The following is a 22,354-nucleotide window of genomic DNA, read 5'->3' as shown; positions in this document are numbered from 1 at the left end:
GTATCTATGACTGAGTTGAGGACACTACGTGATTTGCAAGACGCTGGGGAAAGCGTATCTACTTGGACGAATCCTTTGCGCGATCCACGTGATTTGCGTTTAGCTCGCATTGCGGGTCCGTGCAGCCTAGTAATTTTTGGCATTACTGGCGATTTAGCACGCAAAAAACTTATGCCAGCAGTATATGATTTAGCTAATCGCGGGCTTTTGCCTCCAGGATTTGGTTTAACTGGTTTTGCGAGACGCGATTGGACGGATGAACATTTCGTAAACTTTGTGCGCGAAAATATTGAGCAGCATTGCAGAACGCCATTTCGTGAGTCAACTTGGATTAATCTCGCTAAAGGCATACGTTTCGTACGCGGCACCTTTGACGATGCGTCCGCGTTTGAGCGTTTAAGCAAAACAGTGAACGAACTTGATCGAGACAGAGGTACTCGCGGAAATCACGCTTTTTACATGTCTATTCCGCCTTCCAGCTTCCCAGTTGTTGCCCAACAGCTTGCAGCATCAGGTCTTTCGCACTCTTCTGAGCATGCTTGGCGACGCGTAATTATTGAAAAGCCTTTTGGTCACGATTTAGCGAGCGCACGAGAATTGGATCGCGTTGTTTCTGAAGTTTTTGATCCTAATTCTGTGTTCCGAATTGACCATTATTTAGGCAAGGAAACTGTGCAAAATTTGTTGGCTTTCCGCTTTGCTAACGCAATGTATGAGCCGATTTGGAACGCAAATTACGTCGATCACGTGCAAATTACGATGGCTGAAGATATTGGCATTGGCGGAAGAGCCGGATACTACGACGGAATCGGTGCTGCACGTGACGTGATCCAGAACCATTTGCTTCAACTTATGGCGCTTACTGCTATGGAAGAGCCTGTAAGTTTCCGCGCTAGCGATTTGACTGCTGAAAAAACGAAAGTTCTATCCGCAATCCGACTACCTCAAGACTTGGCTGCCAATACTGCTCGAGGACAGTATGCAGCAGGATGGCAAGGCTCTTACAAAGCTGTTGGATACTTGGAAGAGCAAGGAATCGACCCTAAAAGCACTACTGAAACGTACGCTGCAGTGCGACTTGACGTTGATACTCGCCGTTGGGCTGGAGTTCCGTTCTACTTGCGAACCGGAAAACGTTTAGGCAAGCGCGTTACGGAAATTGCTGTTATTTTTAAGCGCGCTCCGCATTTGCCGTTTGAGTCTACTGCAGTTCGAGAGCTTGGTAGCAATGCTATTGTGATTCGGGTGCAGCCAGACGAGGGCGTTACTATGCGCTTTGGTGCGAAAGTTCCTGGCGGAACTGCTATGGAAGTTCGAGACGTTTCTATGGACTTTAGTTACGGACGCTCTTTTACTGAAAGTTCCCCTGAAGCTTACGAGCGCTTGATTCTTGACGTACTTCTTGGCGAACCACCGCTATTCCCAACTACGCAAGAAGTAGATTTAAGTTGGAAAATTCTTGACCCTATTGAGGAATTCTGGAGTTCGCTTGGCACACAACCGCAACCATATCGCGCTGGAACGTGGGGTCCAGCAGAAGCTGATGCTATGCTTGCTCGAGATAATCGCCATTGGAGGCTGCCATGATTATCAACCTTCCTGATACTAATACAAGCAAAATTGCAGCAAAAATCGACGAATTGCACGAAGAGCGCGGCGAATCTGCTACTGGTCGAGTGCTCACTTTGCTTATTGATACAACTCTTAAAGAGTTAGAGCATGCACTTGATGCAGCAAACGCAGCTAGCCGCGAGCATCCTTGCCGAGTTATTGCAATGGTTCGAGATTGGTCTAGCGAGCACGCTGCTGAGCGCGGTGAGGTTGTGCCGAATCTCGATGCTCAAGTACGTTTTGGGGCAGATGCTGGAGCTGGCGAAATTATTATTTTGTATCCGCACAACGGTTTAGTTCGTCATCCGGATACGCTTGTCATTCCACTACTTGTGCCAGATGCACCGGTTGTTGCATGGTGGCCAACAAACGCTCCGGAAGATCCTGCTCACGATTTGCTTGGAGCTATGGCAAGTAGCAGAATTACTGACGCACAGCGAGCAGACGATACTCTTAAAACTGTGCAAAACTTGCGTAAAAACTGGTCTCCGCAAGATGCAGATTTGTCTTGGACGCGTTTAACTCCTTGGCGCGCGTTACTTGCTTCTATGCTCGATCAACCTCCACATTTGCCTATTCTTAGCGCGAAGGTTGTGGGTCCTACTCATTACGTATCTCTGCATTTACTAGCAGCTTGGATTAAGAGTAGCTTGCACGTTCCTGTAGAAATAGTTGAAAATCCTGAAGCTCAAGCTATTACTTCCGTAACTTTAGAACGCAAGGATGGCACATTGTCACTCACTCGCCCTGCTGGCGGAGATCAAGCTTTGATTAGCCTGCCTGGACAGGCTGCACAACCTATTGCGCTTCCTATTCGCACTCTGGATGATTGCTTAAGCGAAGAATTGCGACGCATTGATCCTGACGAAATTTATGCGCAGCTGGTGCGAGATAATCCTTCAGAAAATGCGTGAAACATTACGTGAAACAATTCGTGAAATATTTTTAATTGCATAAAAGGAACAACTATGACAAATAATGAAGTTACTTTTGCACATAACGCAAGTATTTACGGATACGATAATCGCGATGTGCTTGCAGCCGTTGCAGCCCAACGTCTAGTAACGCTTATTATGGAATCACAGAATGATGTGCAAAATCTCAATAAACCATTTCATTTATTACTTACTGGTGGCACAGATTCAATACGCATGTTCCAAATGCTTGCTAATAACCCGCTTTTACCAGCAATTAATTGGAATTTAGTGCATATTTGGTGGGCAGATGAGCGTTTCGTAGCTTATGATAGCGAGGATCGCAATGCGCGCAAGGCTCGCGAAATGTTTCTTAACTTACTTACTTCTAACAAAGCTTTGACAGAATCTCATATTCACGAAATGCCTGCAGATGAGCGTAATGCGGAGGAAATTGTAGCAGCCAGCGACGCTGAAAATGACGCTATTTTAGACGCTGCAGCGCGCGACTATGAGGAAGAAATCGTGAGCATACTTGGCAAAGAGCCAGTGTTTGATCTAGCAATTCTTGGCATGGGGCCGGATGCGCATATGGCTTCACTTTTCCCAGGATTACCGCAGGTTAATAATCGCGATCGCATTGTTGTTGGAGTAAATCACTCCCCTAAACTTCCGCCAATGCGATTGTCTCTTACAGTTCCTGTGCTGGCTCACAGCCACCGCACTTGGTTCTTGACTGCCGGAGTAGAAAAAGGCGCTGCTTTAATGAATGTACTTTCTGGTGATAATAATCCAGAATATCCTGCGTCTTTTGCAAACGGAACTGACGAAATCTCTTGGCTAACCACCGCGGAAACTTTGCAAGCTGCTATTAAGTAACTTGTATAGCTTTCTAGCAACATGCATAATACTCAGAACAATAAATAACAGACCTCTGCATAATAATGCAAAGGTCTGTTATCTCTAAATATTATTTGTTTTAATCTTGCTTTACTTCTGGGCGATTAGGCTCTGCCCACAAAGTGTGGAATACGCCTGGCTCGTCAATGCGACCGTAAGTGTGAGCGCCGAAGAAATCACGCTGAGCCTGAATAAGCGAAGCTGGCAAACGCTTGGAACGCAATCCATCGTAGTATGCAAGCAAGCTAGAGAATGCTGGCACAGGAACCCCGTGCTCAACTGCACGCGCAATAACACGACGCCAAGCAGCCTGCGACTTTTCAATAGCATCCTTAAAGTACGGTGCAAAAAGCAAAGAAACGCTCGCTTCACCGGACTCAAAAGCCTCAGAAACGCGGTTCAAGAACTGAGCGCGAATAATGCATCCACCACGCCAAATGCGAGCAACCGCAGCCTGGTCAATCTTCCAATCATGCTCAATTGCAGCAGCAGCAATCTCGTCGAATCCCTGAGCATAAGAAACAATCTTAGAAGCGTACAAAGCTTGGCGAATATCCTCAATAAACGCCTTACGCTCAGCATCGTTCAAATCAAAATGCACATCCGGACCAGTCAAACCTTGGCTTTCAGCAGCTTCTCGCAAAGCAACCTGGCTGGAAAGTCCGCGAGCAAACACGGCTTCAGCAATACCGGTAACTGGTATGCCGAGCGAAAGCGCAGACTGTACAGTCCAAGTGCCAGTGCCCTTCATGCCAGCGTGATCCACCATCATCTCAACCAAAGGCTTACCAGTCTTAGCATCCTTCTGGCGAAGCACATCAGCCGTAATTTCAATCAAATAAGAATCAAGTTCGCCCTTATTCCACTCGCTAAACACGTCTGCAATTTCGTCGGACTTCATGCCCAAACCGCGAAGCATTAAATCGTAGCTTTCGGCAATAAGCTGCATATCCGAGTACTCGATGCCATTGTGAACCATCTTCACAAAATGACCAGCGCCGTCAGTACCAATATGCGTTACGCAAGGTTCACCTTCAGCAACAGCAGCAATAGACTTCAAAATAGGACCAAGAGTCTTCCAAGATTCCTCAGTGCCACCAGGCATCATCGAAGGACCACGCAAAGCACCTTCTTCGCCGCCAGAAACACCGCAACCAACGTAATGAAGACCACGCGCGCGAATGTCACGCTCTCTGCGAATCGTATCTTCAAAATAAGAGTTTCCTCCGTCGACGATAATATCTCCAGGCTCCATAGCATTTGCAAGTTCTTCAATCACAGCATCCGTAGGAGCACCAGCTTTTACCATAATTATTGCGGTGCGCGGACGCTTTAGAGAAGCCACAAATTCTTCAACAGTTTTTGAAGGCACAAAAGCACCTTCACTGCCATGCTCATTCATTAAAGTTTCAGTGCGCGAATAATGACGATTATAAACAGCTACTGTATTTCCATGATGCGCAAGATTACGCGCTAAATTCGAACCCATGGCAGCCAAACCAACAACACCAATATTTGCCTGAGCTTGAGTCATAATGACACCTCTTATCTTGTACTTGTTTTGTTATTTGCACGCATGCTTTGCGCACCCAAGCAATCTGCATTATCTACAAAATGCACAACTTTTTATTTTGCGTTACGCCCCTTCAAGAAACGCACTTAATAATTTTATAGGCGGATATGCACAAGGCTTAACAATATGCAAGTTAAGTAGTTCCAAATATAAATTCTGTGAAATAGATTACATTTTTAATCGTTAAAACTAAGCTCATATTCACTTCATAAAACACGACACGCTTACAAACACGCTATTTTTAGCTATTTTAAATAATAACTATATATAGTGTTTACACAGTCGACACACCACTATAAATAGTGCTTATTCAGAGTAAGCTAACTACTTGGCTTTTGTCGATACAACACGGAATTGCAAAATTCCCCCATCACCAGAGGAGATTGAAATGACTATCACAGTGTTTACTAAACCTCATTGCCCACAGTGTGATGCAACTAAGCGACAGTTCACAAAACTTGGCGTGAACTTTGAAACAGTAGACTTGTCAAAAAGCCCTGAATCACTCGAACAGTTAAGAAATGCCGGATACCGTCAAGCTCCAGTAGTCATTGCTCCCGACGCATCCTGGAGTGGGTACCGTCCAGATCTAATTGCGCAAATTGCGGATAAACTCGGAACTTCCGCAGAGGCAGCAAAAGAAGCATAAGAAATGTGTGAGCAAGAAAATATAACACAACAAAGCGAGCCTGAATCGCGCGCACAAGGCGAATCAATCGGAGCTGTAGTCTACTTTTCCTCAGTTTCCGAAAACACGTTAAGATTTGTGCAAAATTGCGATTTTCCAAGCAATAACGTAAACGTGTACCGCATACCACTTCGCCCTAAAGAGCCGGAATTAAACGTGCGCGAACCGTACGTTTTGATTGTTCCAACTTACGGCGGTGGAAATATTGCGAAAGCAATACCAATGCAAGTTCGCAAATTCTTAAATAATCGCGAAAATCGTTCGTTTATTCGCGGGGTAATTTCTTCCGGAAATACAAATTTTGGAGAAGCATATTGCGCTGCAGGCGGTCAAATTGCAGGAAAGTGCAAAATCCCAAATATGTACTCGTTTGAACTCACAGGAACTGCAGAAGATATAGAAAAAGTAGCGCATGGGATACCGAGATTTTTAAAACAACTCAAAGAAACAGAACAAACGAAATAAACGAAATAAGTAAAAGAAACAAAACAAACAGCGTTTGAAAAACAAAAATAACGCATGAAGAAAGGAACAAACCCCATGAATAGCACAGATCCGATGAGCGAATCTACTTCGCTTAATCTTGATCACACTGATTCTGCAAGCACAACTGCCAGCACAACAGCAGAGCGCATTCGCAACAGCCGCGACTACCACGTTCTTAACGCTATGCTCGGTCTTTTTGACCCAGAAAAAGGCATTCAGTTTGATAAAGATCAGGAAGCAGAAAAGCTTTACGTTTCGGATTACGTGCAAGAACACAGCATGAAGTTTGCTTCAACTCGCGAACGCTTGAACTATTTGATTGACAACTATTACTACAACGGCAACGTGTTCAACAAATACAGCGATGAGTTTCTCGATAAATTCTACGAGCATGCAGAAGCCGCTCACCACACTTTTGGCACATTCTTAGGTGCTTTTAAGTTCTACACTTCTTACGCTTTAAAGACTTTCGACGGCAAACAGTATTTGGAAAACTTCGCTCAACGCGCAGCTGCAGTCGCTTTGGAACTCGCAGACGGCGACGAAAAAGCAGCGCTCAACTATTTGGACGAAATGCTTGCAGGTCGCTTCCAGCCAGCCACTCCAACGTTCTTGAATCTTGGTAAAGCTCAGCGCGGAGAGGCTGTGAGCTGCTTCCTCGTGCGTTTGGAAGATAATATGGAGTCTATTGCGCGCGGAATTAATTCTGCTTTGCAACTTTCTAAACGAGGCGGCGGCGTGGCTCTTTTGCTTACGAATTTGCGCGAGCTTGGCGCTCCTATTAAGCGCATCGAAAATCAGTCGAGTGGCGTTGTACCTGTTATGAAGCTTTTGGAAGATTCATTCTCTTACGCTAATCAGCTTGGCGCTCGTCAGGGCGCTGGTGCTGTGTATATTAGCGCTCACCACCCAGATATTATGCGTTTCCTCGACACTAAGCGCGAGAACGCGGACGAGAAGATTCGTATTAAGTCGCTTTCTTTAGGCGTTGTTATTCCAGATATTACTTTTGAGCTTGCTAAGCGCAAAGAAAAGATGGCTTTGTTTAGCCCTTACGATGTTGAGCGCGAATATGGCAAGCCTTTTGCAGACATTTCTGTTACTGAACATTACGACGAGATGGTTGCAAATCCTCGCATTCACAAGAAGTACATCGACGCTCGCGAATTCTTTATGACACTTGCGGAAATTCAGTTTGAGTCTGGCTACCCTTACATTTTGTTTGAGGATACTGTGAATCGCACAAATCCTATTAAGGGTCGCATTACTATGAGCAACTTGTGCTCCGAGATTTTGCAAACTCAGGAAGCAAGCACTTATAACGCTGACTTATCTTATAGTCACGTTGGCCGCGACATTTCTTGCAATCTCGGCTCTCTTAATATTGCTAAGGCAATGGATGGTGACTTGGGTGCAAGCGTTGATTTGGCGGTACGTGCGCTCACTTCTGTTTCTGAGCATACTTCGATTGATTCTGTACCTTCGATTCGTCGCGGAAACGCAGAAGGTCACGCTATTGGCTTGGGTCAAATGAATTTGCACGGTTTCCTTGCTCGCGAGCACATGCAGTACGGAAGCGAGGAAGCTCTTGACTTTACAGACATGTACTTTATGACTGTTGCTTACCACGCTTATAAGGCTTCTCACGCTTTGGCTGTAGAGCGCGGACACGCTTTTGCAAGCCTTAAAACGAGTGCCTACGCTAAGCCTGCAGGAAAAGGCAACTATTTCGATAAATACACTGATGGAAGTCGTTCTCTTGAGCCTCGCACTCAAGCGGTTCGCGATTTGTTTGCTCGTTTCAATGTTGCGATTCCAAGTGTTTCAGACTGGGAGCAACTGCGCGACGAGATTTTGCGCGACGGCATTTACAACGAGTATTTGCAGGCTGTTCCTCCAACTGGCTCAATCTCTTACATCAACCATTCCACGAGTTCAATCCACCCAATTGCTTCTCGCATTGAGATTCGTAAAGAGGGCAAAGTTGGTCGCGTCTACTACCCTGCAGCATACATGACGAACGACAATATGCAGTACTTTAAGGATGCTTACGAGATTGGCTGGAAGGCAATTATTGATACTTACGCTGAAGCAACTCAGCATGTGGATCAGGGATTGTCGCTTACTTTGTTCTTCCCAGACACTACGACTACTCGCGATTTGAATAAGGCTCAGATTTACGCATGGCGCAAGGGCATTAAGACTCTTTACTACATTCGTATTCGCCAGAAAGCTTTGGAAGGTACGGAAATTGAAGGTTGCGTAAGCTGCACACTATAAGTAGTAGTGATAAAAATTTTAGCTACGTAGATATTTCCAAATTAAATAAAAAAACTTAAAAATTTTGTAAAACGTAAACACAAGATCAGGAGTAATTATGACAGAACTCGATACAACTGCGCTCGATCCAACAGCATTGCGCAGTAGCCTCGATAAGCCTTTCGGCACAAATCGCGTAATCGCAGATGACGCTATGATGGCAGCTTCTATCACACCATCTCAGTACCGCTACCATCACGGATCGCGTGTACGCCCAGTTAATTGGAATAATATTGTTGACGACAAGGATTTGGACGTTTGGAATCGTCTTATTGCTAACTTCTGGCTTCCTGAAAAAGTGCCGCTGAGCAACGATATTCCTTCTTGGCGTTCCCTCACCGATCTTGAACGCAAGACCACTACTCGCGTTTTTACGGGCTTGACTTTGCTTGATACTAGCCAGGCAACTATTGGCGAGCTTTGCCAGATTGAGCACGCTCGCACTGAGCACGAGCAGGCTATTTACACGAATATTGCTTTTATGCAGTCGATTCACGCGCGCTCCTACTCCTCTATTTTCTCTACTCTTTGCTCTAGCGAGGAAATTGACGAAGCTTACCGTTGGGCTGTTGGCAACGATGTTTTGCAGCAGCGCGTCACCACTGTGCTTTGCGAGTACGAGAGCGAAGATCCGCTTAAACGCAAGATTGCTGCAACTATGCTTTCTTCACTTCTTCTTTACGCGGGATTCTACCTTCCGCTTTATTTTGCTTCTCGCGGAAAGATGATGAACACTGCCGATATGATTCGTTTGATTTTGCGCGATAAGGCGATTCACGGCTATTATTCTGGTTACAAGTTCCAGCGCGGTTTGGAGCTTAGAAGCGAGAACGATAAGAAGAATCTTGAAAAGTTCACTATGAACTTGCTCGATACTTTGTACGATTTGGAAGTTGAGTATTCTGGTCAGATTTACGAAGGATTTGACTTCCACGATGACGTTTTTGACTTCGTTCGTTATAACGCTAACAAGGCTTTGATGAATCTTGGCTATCCTGCTAAGTACAGCGAAGAAGAAACTCACGTAAGCCCAGAAATTCTCGCAGCTCTATCTCCTGCTGCCGACGAAAATCACGACTTCTTCTCCGGCTCTGGCTCCAGCTACATCATGGGAAAGTCTGTTGAAACCGACGACGACGATTGGGACTTCTAGTCGCATAATTGATTGTTTATTTGATTAACTGACTGTTCGATTGGTTAACTAATTAATTTAATTAGTTAACCAATTTAATTTATCTAAGTCAATTATTGAACCAAAATATCGTATACATAAAAACTGAAAAATTAGAAAGTAACATGAGCCCCCTCAGCCTTTATGGTACACTATGGAAAAGAAACTGGTTTTGTTAATCCCTTTATGCAAAAATCAGCAGTGACTATCAATTCATCCTCCGTTTAAACTAAGCGTTTTGGGCTGAACTGAGCAGGCGCTCAAGTTTGGAATCCAAATTGATAAGGATGCCTAGCAGTTGTTAGTCACATCTATACGAAGAAAGAAGGTCAGTTATGGGGAAAATGACTTATAAAAAAGTACTTTGTGTTGTAGTGCTATTCAGTTCGCTGGTGGGGCTAGCGGCCTGCGGTAGCTCCAAAGCAAACAATTCAGCGTCTACGAAAATAACCCATCAGTCAACTAAAAAACATTCAAAATCAATCAAAAAACCTTCAGAAAAGAACGTTCCTGAGGCTTTTGTGAAAGGCGAAAAAGGAACTTTTGAAGCACTAGGTGAAACTAAACCCGTTATTTGGGACGCTTATCCTGATAAGTTGGCCTACGTGAAAGATGCTTTTTATCATTGGACACTTCAAGACGACTGGTTCCAAGTCATTACTGGTCACTACATGGTCGTCGACCGTTTAAATACTTCAGGAATGTTATTAAAGAAACTTCAAAAGGGCACACCAGTTAAATTAAACGGCAAAGACTATAAAGTGGCAGATTATAAAGACTTTGAAGGAGGAGGCAGCGCGGATAAATTGTTAAGCCAGTTCAAAGGATATGTTGAGCAATTCCCTAAATCTGCTTACTTTATTCAAACCTGTCTTGATGCCAGAACTTATGGCGGACAACGTTTAGTAGTTCTTGACGTAGCAAAATAGTAAATGGTTTAGCCACAAAATTTAGGCTATTTGCCAAATTTTGTTGTTTTGAAAATATTGCCTGTTAATCAATATCGTTGATGAACAGGCAATATTTTTTAACTGATTACGCGACTGTATCGTATAACTTTAATTGCACATTCGCTATGTTATACGCGTTATCGTGGTTAATTTACGCTATCTGTCCTCTTCAAGACCAGCAGTGAATTTTTCTGCTAAGATGTGAAAGCCTTCTAAATATTCTCCATAACCATCGGCAATAATCGCATCGTCATGAACTACAAACTTATTATTTTCTAACACTACATACTTGGTAAAGAATTGCTCAAGCTCTGCAGCCAATTTATCAAAATCTTCTTCAGAAAGCTCATCGTCATCGTCACTAGTATTTGCTGCAGCAGATGGATTCCAATTTTTTACTCCAAAATCTTGACTCATGATATTCCTTCTTCTTAATGTAATCTATGAATATTGCATATTAGCATCCTAGACAGCAACCAAAAAGTTACTGATAAATAAAAAACAACTAAATAGGATTAAAATCTACCGTAATATAACTTAGAAAATATGAAATAGAAGATTAGCGAAGTGCTGTGTGCATTTCGCTAATCTTTATGAAATAAATTGTTCAATAACGATCATCAGGTATGAAGGCACGTGCAAAAGCAACAATAAGTGTAAAAACAAATGTTTCAATCCACCTATTTGGAGATGAAATGTAAGCAATTGTATTGCCACTAAATATTGCAAAAATTCCAAGCAAGCCAATAAATGTCAACGGCATATAAGTAGCTTCTCGTTTGATAAGTCGCTTAAAATAAGCCAAAATTTGCTTTTTCATAATGATTCACCTACCCCACTGGTCACGACATTGCCATGCGCAATACCCAATTGAAATGCAATACCAACAGAACCACCGAGTTTCTTTAACACTGTCTTTGCTAAGCGCTTCACCGCATAATTCCTTTCCTTAAAACGTTATTTTGCTGTACAAATAAATTGTGCAATGGCTCTCAGTGTAATAAAAAAATACTGTCATGTAATCAGCTGTAACTATATTTAGTGACACAGTAAAATTGGCAATACTTGTGATTGTTATTTTTGGGCTCAGTAGAAATTTTTATGCTGCAAAAATCAACCCAAACACATCCGTTATCGTGTCAGTTTTTGTTAGATTTGCAATTTTTGCCACGATAACTCCATAAATATGTCTTTATTTAAGAATGGTTCCAAAACGGAAATGTTCTTAAATGTTGATTGTTGAGAACATACAAACTGCTAATCGTAAAAGTTTTAAAAAGTTTTCTAAAAACGCTATCGTTAAAAATAAGTACGCCTATTTGTGTAGATAAAATTTGAACGTTAGTATGTTGGTAATTTACAAAACAAGAATCACAAGGAGGTGCTTATTATGACCAATCCTTTGCGCGGTATACGAGAAGAAGATATCGTCAAGTACTTTAAAGATCACAATCTTTCAGTTGATAAGACGTATGTATTTACCATGAAATACGACCCTTGGTGGAAAGATTTACTCAAACTATTTTTGTTACCTAAATTATTCTATGTAGCGCAAAGTGTTGATGCGCGTATTGTTGCTGCCACTAATAATGAGTTTATTGTTGTTAATCCGAATACCATTTTAGGCTCGGGTAATCTAGCTAAATTAGACGATAAGCATCTTCATCGCATTCCGTGGAATCAACTCACTAATTTTGAAGTTATAAATAAGCCAACAACCCAAATAATTCGCTTTACTGCGAATGGTAAAACCGAAGAATGGAGTGTGCCAACGGAAAGTGCTAGCGTATGGCACTTTAATGTGTACAATCTTGATAATTTGAGAAAAACAATACAATCGCACATCTCTTGATAAGCGGATTCCAAAACAAGATACCATATATTGTATGAACACTACTTACGCAATTGTTGATAATGACACGCTTGTATTGCGATATATGCAACTTCTTCTGAGAAGTCGTTTGCCTGAAAACTTTGTTTGTGCATGGATGTGTTCTTCTGCAAAACAAGCTATTCATCGTTGCGTTACAGAAAATACTCCTGACATACTTTTAGTAGATATGTCAATGAGAGAAATGAGTGGTGTTGATGTAATTAAGGCAATTCGCGAGCGCAATAGCAATATTGTTTTGATTGGCATTACTTCCTACATGCTGGATGAATACGTATTGCAAGTTGCTAAGTCGGGTGGTCAAGCGCTAGTACATAAAGACAATTTAGCAGACATAGTTGCAGCTATTCAATCGCGCACAACAAGCTACGGTTGCCCAGAATTGCCACAATATATTGACTATTTTCACACTCCGCAAGAATCATTCAATATGATTTCTCAGCTTCCGAAGACTTCAGTTTTGTCTCCTCAAGAATCGGAAATTATGCGCTTGTGCAAACAGGGATCTTCTACGAAAGAGATTGCAGATCAGCTTAATGTGAAAGTTTCAACAGTCAACACGCACTTACGGCGTATTTATGGAAAACTTCAAGTTAAAAGTCGTATGCAAGCGCTCGCTGCGCTCGCAAAATATTCGCATGACATATAACGTGTAAGAAATTAACATGTAAAAGTAGGTAGTTATGAAATTATTAACGCGTATGATCAATTTTTTGCCGCATGATGCCTGGCAGAAAATTGGAATTGGCGCAATCATAAGTTGTACTTTGATTCTTGAAATTTGTTCCTATAATAATCTTCATTACTACTCTAATTGGCATGCAATTACGGTTGAAATAGTATGGATTGTAATCTGCTTATGTATTGCAATATGGCCTCGTAAAGCATCTTTTATTGTGCTTATTTGGATGCCGTTGGTAATTATTGCGCCAAATATCAACTACTCATCTATGATGCTTACCATATTGATTTGTTTAGCAATTGCTGTAATTACTCAACCTTGGTACACTGTGCTTTCTTCTTGCGGAGTTTCTTCATGGTTCTTTATTATCTGCGATTTTCAAAACGCTTATGTGTTAGCGTGGTGGCTTCTTATCACTCTTATTTCTAGCGCAATCGTAAAATACTATATTTCCACTATTCACCAACAGCAGGAACAGTTATTTGCACAGCGTTACAACATTTTTCAAAAATATGCCACTATTGCAGCAATTCGCATGCACGATGAAGTAACTAATGAGCTTTCCAGCATTATGATGATAGCTCAACAATCTATTGAACCTCAAACAACTCATGACCAAGAGCATGAAAATTCGCGAGAGATTCTTCAACGTGCTACTACAACTGTTCATAGAGCACGTAATATTATTTCTCTTCTTGACAATGCTACAACTGCAAGCACTGGCGATGTTATGCAATCGACTACATTTTATAAAGATTTTTGCACAGGCTTACGTGTTTTATTTGACTGTGAACAAAAGTCATTTGAAAAGCTTGACTATATTGGTTCCATTGACTTGAGTAGTGATTTAGCTACTGAAAATTCGAGATCAGCACATTTGCCTTTTGAAGAATGTGCTCAGATTGAGTATATTTGCCGAGAACTGCTTGCGAACGTAAAAAAGCATGCTGCAAAACCTAAAGAATACGCCATGAATGTAATGCTTAATGACCATGAATGTCATATTACGTGTATAAATAGTGCGCAACGAGGCGTTCTTGCTAACTTGCAATTAGGATATGGACTGCGTTTTCATAAGATGCTTGCGGAACGAGTTGGCGGAACTTTTAAAGTTATTGAAGATGGCGATTCGTGGATTATTAATGTACATGTTCCACTTCATGTAGAGAAATAGTCATTGTGCTTTCTTGCGCTTTAATCGAGTATTTGGACACGTTTTAATCGAGTATTTGGACGAAGCTTTGCACAGAAGATGCAAGTAAGCGGTTAATTTGCAATGCAGAATGCTGTTTCGTTGCTATGTCATACACGTTATCGTGGCAGTTTTTGTAAGATTTGCAATTTTTGCCACGATAACTTGCTTAAAAAATATAGTTATACAAAAGGAATAACATTTTCAAGCGAACTTGATGAAATTATAAACTTATTGAACGTTCTTAGCTCTAAGCAAAATGACTAAATTTTGTATCCATTGGCGACAAAGCGACAATTTTGGCGACATAAAAATGCCGCTTTGTGTCATATCTCTCATGTTTATTCTTGACAAACTCATATAACAACTTTAATATTTTTAATAAAAGTTTAATTTAATTAAAGTTTTATAGGTTGACGAAAGGGGTGATATGGATCATATTCCAAAATGGATGGCTAATCTCACAGACGAAGATATGTCGTTTATAAGGAACTTTGTATTATCGTCTGGATCGTTAAAAGAAATGTCGCAAATGTATCAAGTCTCTTACCCAACGATGAGAATCAGGCTTAACCGGCTCATTGAAAAGCTGCACATAAGCGACAATGAACCAGAAGACCCGTTCGTTCTTTTAGTAAAGAGTCTTGCTATTGACGATAAATACGATGTTGACACAGCTCGAACACTCATAAACGAATATAGAAAAAGAAAGGATGAATCATGAGCTATGCATTATTTGGTCCAATAATTGACATTCTTATTGCACTTGTTATATGCGTATTAGTGTTCTTTATTGCAAGAAGTCTTATTCGATATGCGCATTCTCTTAAAAAAGACGATAAGTCATCTAAGCAGTCTGCAGAAGATAAAAGAATTGTATTACAAGACTTATAAAACACAAAAATCACACGTTATCGTGGCAAAAATTGCAAAATTCGCAAAAACTGCCACGATAACTCGAGAGTTTAAGTACTGCTAGTTTAGTGGAATAACAACATTGACCAGCCAAGTGTCATCATCTTTTTGCGCGTTTAAAGATCCACCTAAACGTTCCACAGATTTTTTGTGGAATAGTAACCCTTTGCCAAAAACAAGCCTTCCACCAAACTTATTCGACAACGAATTCATGCACATTATTTTGCATTCTCGCTCATCAACAGTAACGTTCATAGAAAAGTCAACGCTAGTATTGCAATGCTTGCGAATATTAGTAAGCAACTCGCTGCACATGCGAATAGCACATTGAGCTTTTTCAGTACTAACAGTTGCAGATGCAGCAAAATCACCACTCCCCGAACTTTTATCAACCACTATTAAAGAGCCATAGTACCCAAGCTGCTCACAAATTTGCCGTTCAGCCTGTAAACGCGCACGAATATTGCATAAAAGATCAGTCAAATTCATGCAATCATTGTTATTAGAACTATAAACAAACTGCGTACTAGCAATATTTGAATCTAAAGAATCATCATACTTTTGTTCAGCTTGCTCAAGCAGGCTGATAACAAGTCTCGCTTTGGAAAGTGCATTACGCGAATGTTCAATAATCTGCTCTAACGATTCTTTTGTATGTTCATTGTTCTCAACATATAAAGCATCCGTCGCAAGCAACGTAATATCAGTAATCTCATTGTTCACATCGTCATGCAATTGCAACGCAACAGACGCAATATAAGACTGGAACTTACTCCGTACAATATCCATTTTTGCGCGATTATTTTCTTCCAACATGTTCAAATATTTGCGCAAAGCGTAGCCACAAATCATAGAAATAAGAACAAAACAAGGAAAAGTAAGCGGAATGTACGCCATTTTTGCAAAGTACATAATATTAAGCGAAACTATGTAAGCGCAAAGCAAATACTTCCACGAATCGTAAAAGCCTGCAACAAGCATGCCAGCGAGCAGCGCAAAAAGCACACAAGTTGCATTTACGCCTGGTACTGCTAACGTTACGCAATAAAAAATCGGAGTTACGAGTGATATTTGACGCGGAAAAGCAATCATAAGAAAAGTTGCAAACATCCAAACGTATTGGCACGCAGATTGTAATGGATTGTGCCACAACCCAGCTGTATTGCAAGATTGCACGTCCATTGATACTACAAGAATCGCCAATATTATGAATAAAGTTCGCTGAATTTTCCAGCTTTTAACCAACTCAATAACGCGCGAAAATGTGTTCATTAACATGCACTATCCGTTTCTTGCAAAAAATTCGGATGATTCTGCGGCGAATTATAAGCATACGACAGATTGCTATTTTGCTCACGATTTTGCATTGCAGCAAATGCGGATATTGCTTGCACTCGGTTAGAAACATGCAATTTTTTGTAAATTCTATGAATATGCGTGTTAATAGTGTTTGGCATAAGACCAAGTTGAGCCGCAATCTGATTCGTTGTGTAGCCTTTAGCAAGCAGATCCATGATTTTTAGTTCTTGAGGCGGCAAAACGCTACGCGATCTTGATTTAGAAAGCCTAATAAAAGATTCTTGCGGTGTAGCAAAATCGTAAGCAACGTCTTTAACGCAACGGCAGCCATACACGTGCTGATTATCGCAATATTGCAAAGCTTCTGCTAGCCCTTTGAAATTGTCTTTAGCAACCATTGCCTGCCCACCAACTTGCGCTACTGACGAAGCATAGGATCTGCAGTCATACGAAGTCATACCAATTAAAATAATGCTATTGTTTTTCTCACGAATTGCGCGTATTACGTCTACTCCAGACATGTCTTTCATTGACATATCAATCAAAATATAATCCGGAGTAGTTTTTGCTACTTGGCAGTATTCCAAAGCTTGCGCTCCAGATTTTACGCACCATTTGCACGCGTACTCGCTTGGCAAAAGCTTGCTGAGCACGTTTCGCATAACCGCTAAAACTAATGGGTCGTTATCTACTATTGCATACGTTTTTTGCATAATGGCTTTCTTGCAATTTCACGCTACTTTTCTTATATTTTACTTTATAAGTGCGCACAAAATAGAGCAAATTGTGTAGCAAGAAATGATTACAAGTAATGCATGTAAGTCAAATGTGATTATAATAAGTGACAGTATGCGACTTTTGGTTGCGTTGAAAACTCATTTTCAATAATGATTGCAGCAGGATTATATGACAAAACGATTAGTAGTATTGCACTCCGCAGAAGTAGCTGCGATGGCGTTTGCCTCGGCAGCTGCTTTTATGCGTAGTTTTGGCTTTTTTGTTTTGTGGCTTGTTTTAGGACTTCTTTCTGTTGCAATGTATTCTTATGCATATTTTTTCTTGCGCAAGAATGTTCTTGAAGGCGAAAATGCAAGTAACACAAATAATATAGCTGAGCTTGATAGCGATAACACTAACAGTATAAGTAGAGATAGTGAACTTAAGAGCACAGGCAGCGAAAAAGCTTGCGATACTGAAAATTACGATAGCTGCGATAATTGCGATAACTATGACAACAATGTTAAAAACAGCTACGGCTCAGAAAACGACAAAAGCGAAAGTGCCGAAGAAAACAAAGTTGTCGCACTAAAACGCAAAAAAGTCGAATTGCAAAATAAGCAAATACTTAACAATTACTCAAATAATTTAACAAATATTATTACATGCTTTATTTGTGGGCTTATTCACGTTCCTTGGATTTATTACTACGGAATTGCAAATGGTGTCTTAGCATTAGTGATTTTGTGTCGAGTCATAAAGCGCCCACAAGGGCACCCTACGGATAAAAGCGATTTTTAAGGATTTAAGCTTATTGGCAATCTACCATTACGTTGAGCACTAACTTTTGAGTACATTTATTGCACGGATTGAATTGAGGCCTCTTGGCGAGCAACATCAAGCGCTTTGTTGAAGGCATCGCTAGTCCAACTTGCTCCAGCAACAACCGAAATATGCAAATTTTTCAACGACTTTCCAACAATTTTTCCAGGTATAGCCTTTGAAAATGCATCCATATGACCTCTTGAAATCGGCGTAAACGGATGAGGCGTTATTTGCACATCGCTAACATTTCCATTTGCAACGCTTAAGCGTACATCAAAACTGTCTTCTGAAACCGGACCATACGTGGATTTGACTTTATAGTCACCATCTTTGTAATTGCCAGTATCAGTTTTAGACTGGTTTTTAGAATCCCCAGAATCTTCACTTTGAGCTGAAGACTTAGATTGCTGAGCACCAGCATTGTACTTGCCTGAAGGATTACCACCATCATCTGCACTCTGACCAGAATTGCCAGCAAACTCATCATTCATTGGCACAGCACTAGGTTCACCGCAAGCCGACAACATAGCAGAAGATGCAGCTACAATTGCAAGCGTAGCAACGGTTTTTGCAACTTTTTTGGATTTCAAATCATCGCGTGAAACATCGTGAAACATATTATCTGAAATCATAAAATCATCGCCTTTAAATCTTGTATATTTTAAAATCTTGCGCAACTAATCATCTAAATTCGCTAATTTAGGCGACTTAGTAGGCTCATGGTCTTGCAAAGCTTCCACAACACTTTCATCAACGTGAGCACTCGTAAACGCAGGCTTGCCACCAATCGCCTCGTACGCTTTGCGCGCACTCTCATTATTCCAACGCTCACCAACAAGCACACCGTGATTAAGCATAATTTCGCGATCCGCGCATTGAGCAACCAGAGAATCGTGAGTTACAACAATAATCGTAGTCCCTTGATTGTGCAGCTGCTTAAACAAATCGAGCACAATCTGCTCATTTTTTTCATCCAAATTACCAGTCGGCTCATCCGCAAGCAGCAACTTCGGACAGTTAATAAGCGCGCGAGCAACGCACACACGCTGCTGCTCGCCGCCAGAAAGCTGGCTTGGTAAATGGTGAGCGCGGTCCTTCAAGCCAACTCGATCCAAAGCATCCATTGCCTGAGCTTCGTCAACAACAGAATGATAGTATTGCGCAACCATCACGTTTTCAACTGCCGTTAAATGCGGCACAAGATAAAACTTTTGAAAAACTAAGCCAATTACGTTTTTACGAACGTCAGCAAGCTGACCGGCATTCAAATCCTCAAGTTTGCGACCTTGCAAAGACACGGAACCCTTGGAAGGCGAATCCATGCAGCCAATAATGTTCATAAGTGTTGTTTTGCCAGAGCCACTCGAGCCAACAATAGAAAGCCACTCGCCTTCTGGCACAGTAAGCGACAAATCGTCAACCGCGCGAAGAGATCCGTAAATCTTGGAAATATGATCCAAAGTCAACAGCATTTTTGGTTTAGACTCCGCGCCTTCCAACTTATTTTCTACATTCTCTGTCATATTAAATCCTTAACTCAAATCTTAAACAATCTCTAAATTTACGCTTAAAATTATTCTTCTCGAAGCACAATCGCCGGATCGATCTTTGAAGCGCGCAAAACAGGCGGCAACGCAGCAACGCAAGATGCAATAATGCTAAACGCCACCGAGAACGCAACAAGCCACCAATTCACGCCCAAATCTCTAGAGAACACCATTGCTGCAAGCAAACGTGCAAACACATACCCTACTGCGGTACCAGCAACGCCACCAACGAAGCCATATAATCCAGCTTCAGCAGTAAACTCCACGCCAATACTCCGTGCACTCGCACCCAAAGCTTTGCGCAAACCAATTTCGTTTCGACGCTGCTGCACAATCGAAGAAATAGTAGTGCTCACACCAACCATCATCAAAACTAGAACAACTAACGACACAATGCAGAACAGGCTGCGAAGCATAGTGATAATACCAGTGTCAGCAGCAGTAACTTTAGTAACTTGCTGAGCACGCACACGCATAGAAGTCATGTCGTTAATACTTCTCACAACAGCATCAACGCTAGGAGCAGAAGACGAGTAAGCAATAACATCCGTACCACGCTTAACTCCTGTAAGAGAATTTACATCTGCGTTTAGCGCATATAACATGGAATCCTCTGCGCCGCCTGTGTCCAAAATGCCACAAACGCGGAAAGTTGTGCCGTGAGTATCCATAATATCTGTTGAGACTCTGCCTTCAACGAGCTTTTGTTGAGATGAATTTTGTGCAGATTCTTCTGAAGAATTTGCAACAGAATTTTGCGCTGGTTTATCTGCAGATTTATTTGCAGCCTTATTTTCAGACTTCTCTGCTGGCTTATGCGAGCCGGCAGCATTATCTGAAGATCTATACGCAATCGCAATTCGAGAGCCTATTTTTAAGCCCATCGCAAGAGCTACATCTCGCCCAACCATAACATTTCCACTGCTAGGCCAAGAGCCGTCTACATTCCAATGCTTATTAAGCGACTTTACTGGACGAACGTCTATTCCTGCTAAAACATACGGAGCTGCGTTAATACGCACGTTTTCGTAACGATACGTAGCAGAGCGCATAGCACCTTTTGCAAGAACCATATCATTTGTGTGCAAAACCATTGCGCGATCAATACCGTTTTTCCACTCGCCCTCAATTGGAGTTACGATAATATTCGCTCCATACGCACGCATTTCATCGCTCATTTGCTGAGGCACAACAAGGCAGATTGCAGCTAAACAAAACAGCGTGGCAGCACCAACAAGCGTTGCAATAACAGCCATCAAAGCACGCGATTTTCTACGAAATACCGCGCTAAATAGCATGGTAATAAACATAGAATTGTTGGAAGTCATATAAGATTTACCTGCCATGAAGCACCTCCGCAGGACGCACACTCAAAATCGAACGAATCGACGAGCCTGCAGCCGCAAGCACAGTCAACGCAAGCAGCACGAACACCAGAACAAATACCATCGGTCGGAACAAAATCGCAGAGTCGAACACTGTAAAACCAATAATCTGCGCCACTGCAAATCCCAAAGCCATGCCGAGTAACGCTCCACCAAACGCAATAACCGCAGTTTCCATAAGCATAAGACGAGCAACAGCACCATCACGCGCACCCAAAGCCTTAAGCAATGCAAGCTCACCGGAACGCTCAGAAATTGAAGCAGCCATAAGATTCGCCACAGCAACAGCCGCAGCAATTAAACTTAACGCAGTCATCAAAACCATAACAGCGCGCGTCTTATTTAATACGTTACCCTGAAGAGCTGCAACTTGACGAACCTGCTTTGCAACAGCTCCAGGAATTACCTCCTCAATTTGGTAAGTAATCGAACTCGGGTAAGCCGTGCAATACCAAGTTTCCCACTCTTCCTGGCTGAGCGCTGCCGGATTTTTAGCAGCCTTTCGCGCTAAATCATTTTCAGGAGTAGTAAGCGCCTTTACTTCAATCGAATCAACCTTATTCGGCTTATTTGCAAGGCTTTGAGCATCGCTAGAACTTGCGTAGATTGCGTTATTATCGTCGTCGCCAGAATCGTATACGCCAACCAAGCGCAACGAAACCTCGCGCCCGTCACGAATCAAACGCAAACGCTGACCAATTTTTAAGTGCAAATGCTCAGCTAGCTGCGCACCTACCATTGCCTCAGATTTATTATCTTTTGCCCAACGACCTGCATTAATCTTCCACCAAGAGCGCAAACCCCTAACACCAACAACCGTTGTTTCCCCGGAAGCGAGCGCAAGCTTACGATTAAACCAAGTTCCAATAATAGGCACTACCAAATCGCCAGAAGATTTCGCTTCAAGATTTGCGTGAACTTTTATTTTCGGCGCAAAATTAGTGATATTAAACGCCCAGAAAATCATTTTTATTTTTGCAGCATCAGATTCTTTTAGCGAAGCAGTAGACTCGTGACTTTCCGCAGCCTTTAAACTCCCAGAACCATTAGTATCAATCTGCTCGCGAGAAGCATACAAATCATTTACAACAGCGCTAGATTTTGGCTGAACCACAATATTCGAACCATATGAACTAAGCTCTGCGTTAATTTTGTCTCCAACGTCATACACAACGCTAAGCATTGACACGCTAACGCACGCGCTTAAGCACACTACGAGCGCAATTAACACACGCTTTTTCAATTGCCGCACAAGAGATCGAGCAACCATGCGCATCATAAACATAGCA

At 41.9% G+C, this 22,354-nt stretch carries 23 protein-coding genes; 14 read left to right on the top strand and 9 right to left on the bottom strand.

What is annotated here, in order from left to right:
• Positions 1–6: 6 nt before the first annotated feature.
• Genes zwf through pgl form a run of 3 tightly spaced genes read left to right on the top strand, consistent with a single transcriptional unit; the run spans position 7 to position 3,404 of the window.
• Positions 7–1,587 carry a glucose-6-phosphate dehydrogenase gene (gene zwf / locus HXT50_RS05065; protein WP_004105660.1) on the top strand — a complete coding sequence of 527 codons (1,581 nt, stop codon included), beginning with the start codon at positions 7–9 and terminating at the stop codon, positions 1,585–1,587.
• Positions 1,584–2,525, top strand: coding sequence for a glucose-6-phosphate dehydrogenase assembly protein OpcA (locus tag HXT50_RS05060; RefSeq protein ID WP_410295695.1), 942 nt, complete (start codon positions 1,584–1,586; stop codon positions 2,523–2,525). Before zwf ends, HXT50_RS05060 begins: the two co-directional genes overlap by 4 nt.
• Before the next feature lie 54 nt (positions 2,526–2,579).
• Complete coding sequence (gene pgl, locus HXT50_RS05055) at positions 2,580–3,404, top strand: 6-phosphogluconolactonase (RefSeq protein WP_004574148.1); 825 nt, start codon at positions 2,580–2,582, stop codon at positions 3,402–3,404.
• 100 nt (positions 3,405–3,504) lie between these two features.
• On the opposite strand, the gene gndA is transcribed toward pgl, so the two are convergent.
• The gene (gene gndA / locus HXT50_RS05050) at positions 3,505–4,959 is read right to left on the bottom strand and encodes an NADP-dependent phosphogluconate dehydrogenase (RefSeq protein WP_004574149.1); all 1,455 of its coding nucleotides are present in this window, start codon (positions 4,957–4,959) and stop codon (positions 3,505–3,507) included.
• Positions 4,960–5,386: 427 nt separating this feature from the next.
• Between gndA and nrdH the strand changes: the two genes are divergently transcribed.
• The 5 genes from nrdH to HXT50_RS05025 all read left to right on the top strand — a co-directional run bounded on the left by nrdH (position 5,387) and on the right by HXT50_RS05025 (position 10,591).
• Positions 5,387–5,647 carry a glutaredoxin-like protein NrdH gene (gene nrdH / locus HXT50_RS05045; protein ID WP_004574150.1) on the top strand — a complete coding sequence of 87 codons (261 nt, stop codon included), beginning with the start codon at positions 5,387–5,389 and terminating at the stop codon, positions 5,645–5,647.
• Between the two features lie 3 nt (positions 5,648–5,650).
• Complete coding sequence (nrdI, locus tag HXT50_RS05040; RefSeq protein ID WP_064621463.1) at positions 5,651–6,151, top strand: class Ib ribonucleoside-diphosphate reductase assembly flavoprotein NrdI; 501 nt, start codon at positions 5,651–5,653, stop codon at positions 6,149–6,151.
• Positions 6,152–6,226: 75 nt separating this feature from the next.
• On the top strand, positions 6,227–8,452 hold the full coding sequence (gene nrdE, locus HXT50_RS05035; RefSeq protein ID WP_101885856.1) for a class 1b ribonucleoside-diphosphate reductase subunit alpha: 2,226 nt from the start codon (positions 6,227–6,229) through the stop codon (positions 8,450–8,452).
• 97 nt (positions 8,453–8,549) lie between these two features.
• The gene (gene nrdF, locus HXT50_RS05030; RefSeq protein ID WP_004105670.1) at positions 8,550–9,644 is read left to right on the top strand and encodes a class 1b ribonucleoside-diphosphate reductase subunit beta; all 1,095 of its coding nucleotides are present in this window, start codon (positions 8,550–8,552) and stop codon (positions 9,642–9,644) included.
• 353 nt (positions 9,645–9,997) lie between these two features.
• Complete coding sequence (locus HXT50_RS05025) at positions 9,998–10,591, top strand: hypothetical protein (protein ID WP_004105672.1); 594 nt, start codon at positions 9,998–10,000, stop codon at positions 10,589–10,591.
• 177 nt (positions 10,592–10,768) lie between these two features.
• On the opposite strand, the gene HXT50_RS05020 is transcribed toward HXT50_RS05025, so the two are convergent.
• Both HXT50_RS05020 and HXT50_RS05015 read right to left on the bottom strand, forming a co-directional pair.
• Positions 10,769–11,029, bottom strand: coding sequence for a hypothetical protein (locus HXT50_RS05020; protein ID WP_004105674.1), 261 nt, complete (start codon positions 11,027–11,029; stop codon positions 10,769–10,771).
• 190 nt (positions 11,030–11,219) lie between these two features.
• A complete protein-coding gene (locus HXT50_RS05015) occupies positions 11,220–11,432 on the bottom strand; it encodes a hypothetical protein (protein ID WP_004105675.1) in 213 nt (70 codons plus the stop codon).
• Positions 11,433–12,002: 570 nt separating this feature from the next.
• On the opposite strand from HXT50_RS05015, the gene HXT50_RS05010 reads away from it, so the two are divergent.
• The 5 genes from HXT50_RS05010 to HXT50_RS04990 all read left to right on the top strand — a co-directional run bounded on the left by HXT50_RS05010 (position 12,003) and on the right by HXT50_RS04990 (position 15,271).
• Entirely contained in the window at positions 12,003–12,464 is a 462-nt protein-coding gene (locus tag HXT50_RS05010; protein ID WP_004574152.1) for a hypothetical protein, read from the top strand.
• Between the two features lie 34 nt (positions 12,465–12,498).
• The gene (locus tag HXT50_RS05005; RefSeq protein ID WP_004105678.1) at positions 12,499–13,152 is read left to right on the top strand and encodes a response regulator transcription factor; all 654 of its coding nucleotides are present in this window, start codon (positions 12,499–12,501) and stop codon (positions 13,150–13,152) included.
• A gap of 34 nt (positions 13,153–13,186) precedes the next feature.
• Positions 13,187–14,359, top strand: coding sequence for an exodeoxyribonuclease V (locus HXT50_RS05000; protein WP_004574153.1), 1,173 nt, complete (start codon positions 13,187–13,189; stop codon positions 14,357–14,359).
• Between the two features lie 448 nt (positions 14,360–14,807).
• Entirely contained in the window at positions 14,808–15,101 is a 294-nt protein-coding gene (locus HXT50_RS04995) for a DUF2089 family protein (RefSeq protein ID WP_421777087.1), read from the top strand.
• Complete coding sequence (locus HXT50_RS04990) at positions 15,098–15,271, top strand: hypothetical protein (protein WP_004105682.1); 174 nt, start codon at positions 15,098–15,100, stop codon at positions 15,269–15,271. Before HXT50_RS04995 ends, HXT50_RS04990 begins: the two co-directional genes overlap by 4 nt.
• 81 nt (positions 15,272–15,352) lie before the next feature.
• On the opposite strand, the gene HXT50_RS04985 is transcribed toward HXT50_RS04990, so the two are convergent.
• Together HXT50_RS04985 and HXT50_RS04980 are read right to left on the bottom strand one after the other, a co-directional pair.
• Positions 15,353–16,570, bottom strand: a complete 1,218-nt coding sequence (locus HXT50_RS04985) for a histidine kinase dimerization/phosphoacceptor domain-containing protein (RefSeq protein ID WP_004574155.1) — start codon at positions 16,568–16,570, stop codon at positions 15,353–15,355.
• The gene (locus HXT50_RS04980; protein WP_004574156.1) at positions 16,564–17,304 is read right to left on the bottom strand and encodes a response regulator transcription factor; all 741 of its coding nucleotides are present in this window, start codon (positions 17,302–17,304) and stop codon (positions 16,564–16,566) included. Before HXT50_RS04980 ends, HXT50_RS04985 begins: the two co-directional genes overlap by 7 nt.
• Positions 17,305–17,497: 193 nt before the next feature.
• Between HXT50_RS04980 and HXT50_RS04975 the strand changes: the two genes are divergently transcribed.
• Positions 17,498–18,109 carry a hypothetical protein gene (locus HXT50_RS04975; RefSeq protein ID WP_004574157.1) on the top strand — a complete coding sequence of 204 codons (612 nt, stop codon included), beginning with the start codon at positions 17,498–17,500 and terminating at the stop codon, positions 18,107–18,109.
• A gap of 56 nt (positions 18,110–18,165) precedes the next feature.
• On the opposite strand, the gene HXT50_RS04970 is transcribed toward HXT50_RS04975, so the two are convergent.
• Genes HXT50_RS04970 through HXT50_RS04955 form a run of 4 tightly spaced genes read right to left on the bottom strand, consistent with a single transcriptional unit; the run spans position 18,166 to position 22,350 of the window.
• Complete coding sequence (locus HXT50_RS04970; RefSeq protein ID WP_004574158.1) at positions 18,166–18,765, bottom strand: FMN-binding protein; 600 nt, start codon at positions 18,763–18,765, stop codon at positions 18,166–18,168.
• 45 nt (positions 18,766–18,810) lie between these two features.
• A complete protein-coding gene (locus HXT50_RS04965) occupies positions 18,811–19,656 on the bottom strand; it encodes an ABC transporter ATP-binding protein (RefSeq protein WP_004105693.1) in 846 nt (281 codons plus the stop codon).
• A 50-nt stretch (positions 19,657–19,706) separates the two neighbouring features.
• The gene (locus HXT50_RS04960) at positions 19,707–21,026 is read right to left on the bottom strand and encodes an FtsX-like permease family protein (RefSeq protein WP_421777086.1); all 1,320 of its coding nucleotides are present in this window, start codon (positions 21,024–21,026) and stop codon (positions 19,707–19,709) included.
• Positions 21,016–22,350: an ABC transporter permease gene (locus HXT50_RS04955; RefSeq protein WP_421777085.1), complete on the bottom strand. Its 1,335-nt coding sequence runs from the start codon at positions 22,348–22,350 to the stop codon at positions 21,016–21,018. Before HXT50_RS04955 ends, HXT50_RS04960 begins: the two co-directional genes overlap by 11 nt.
• Between the last annotated feature and the right edge of the window lie 4 nt (positions 22,351–22,354).

Source organism: Gardnerella sp. KA00243 (assembly GCF_049244105.1).
GTDB lineage: Bacteria > Actinomycetota > Actinomycetes > Actinomycetales > Bifidobacteriaceae > Bifidobacterium > Bifidobacterium leopoldii.
The sequence above is the reverse complement of the archived record's forward strand: the minus strand, read 5'-3'. Positions and strand labels throughout refer to the sequence as shown.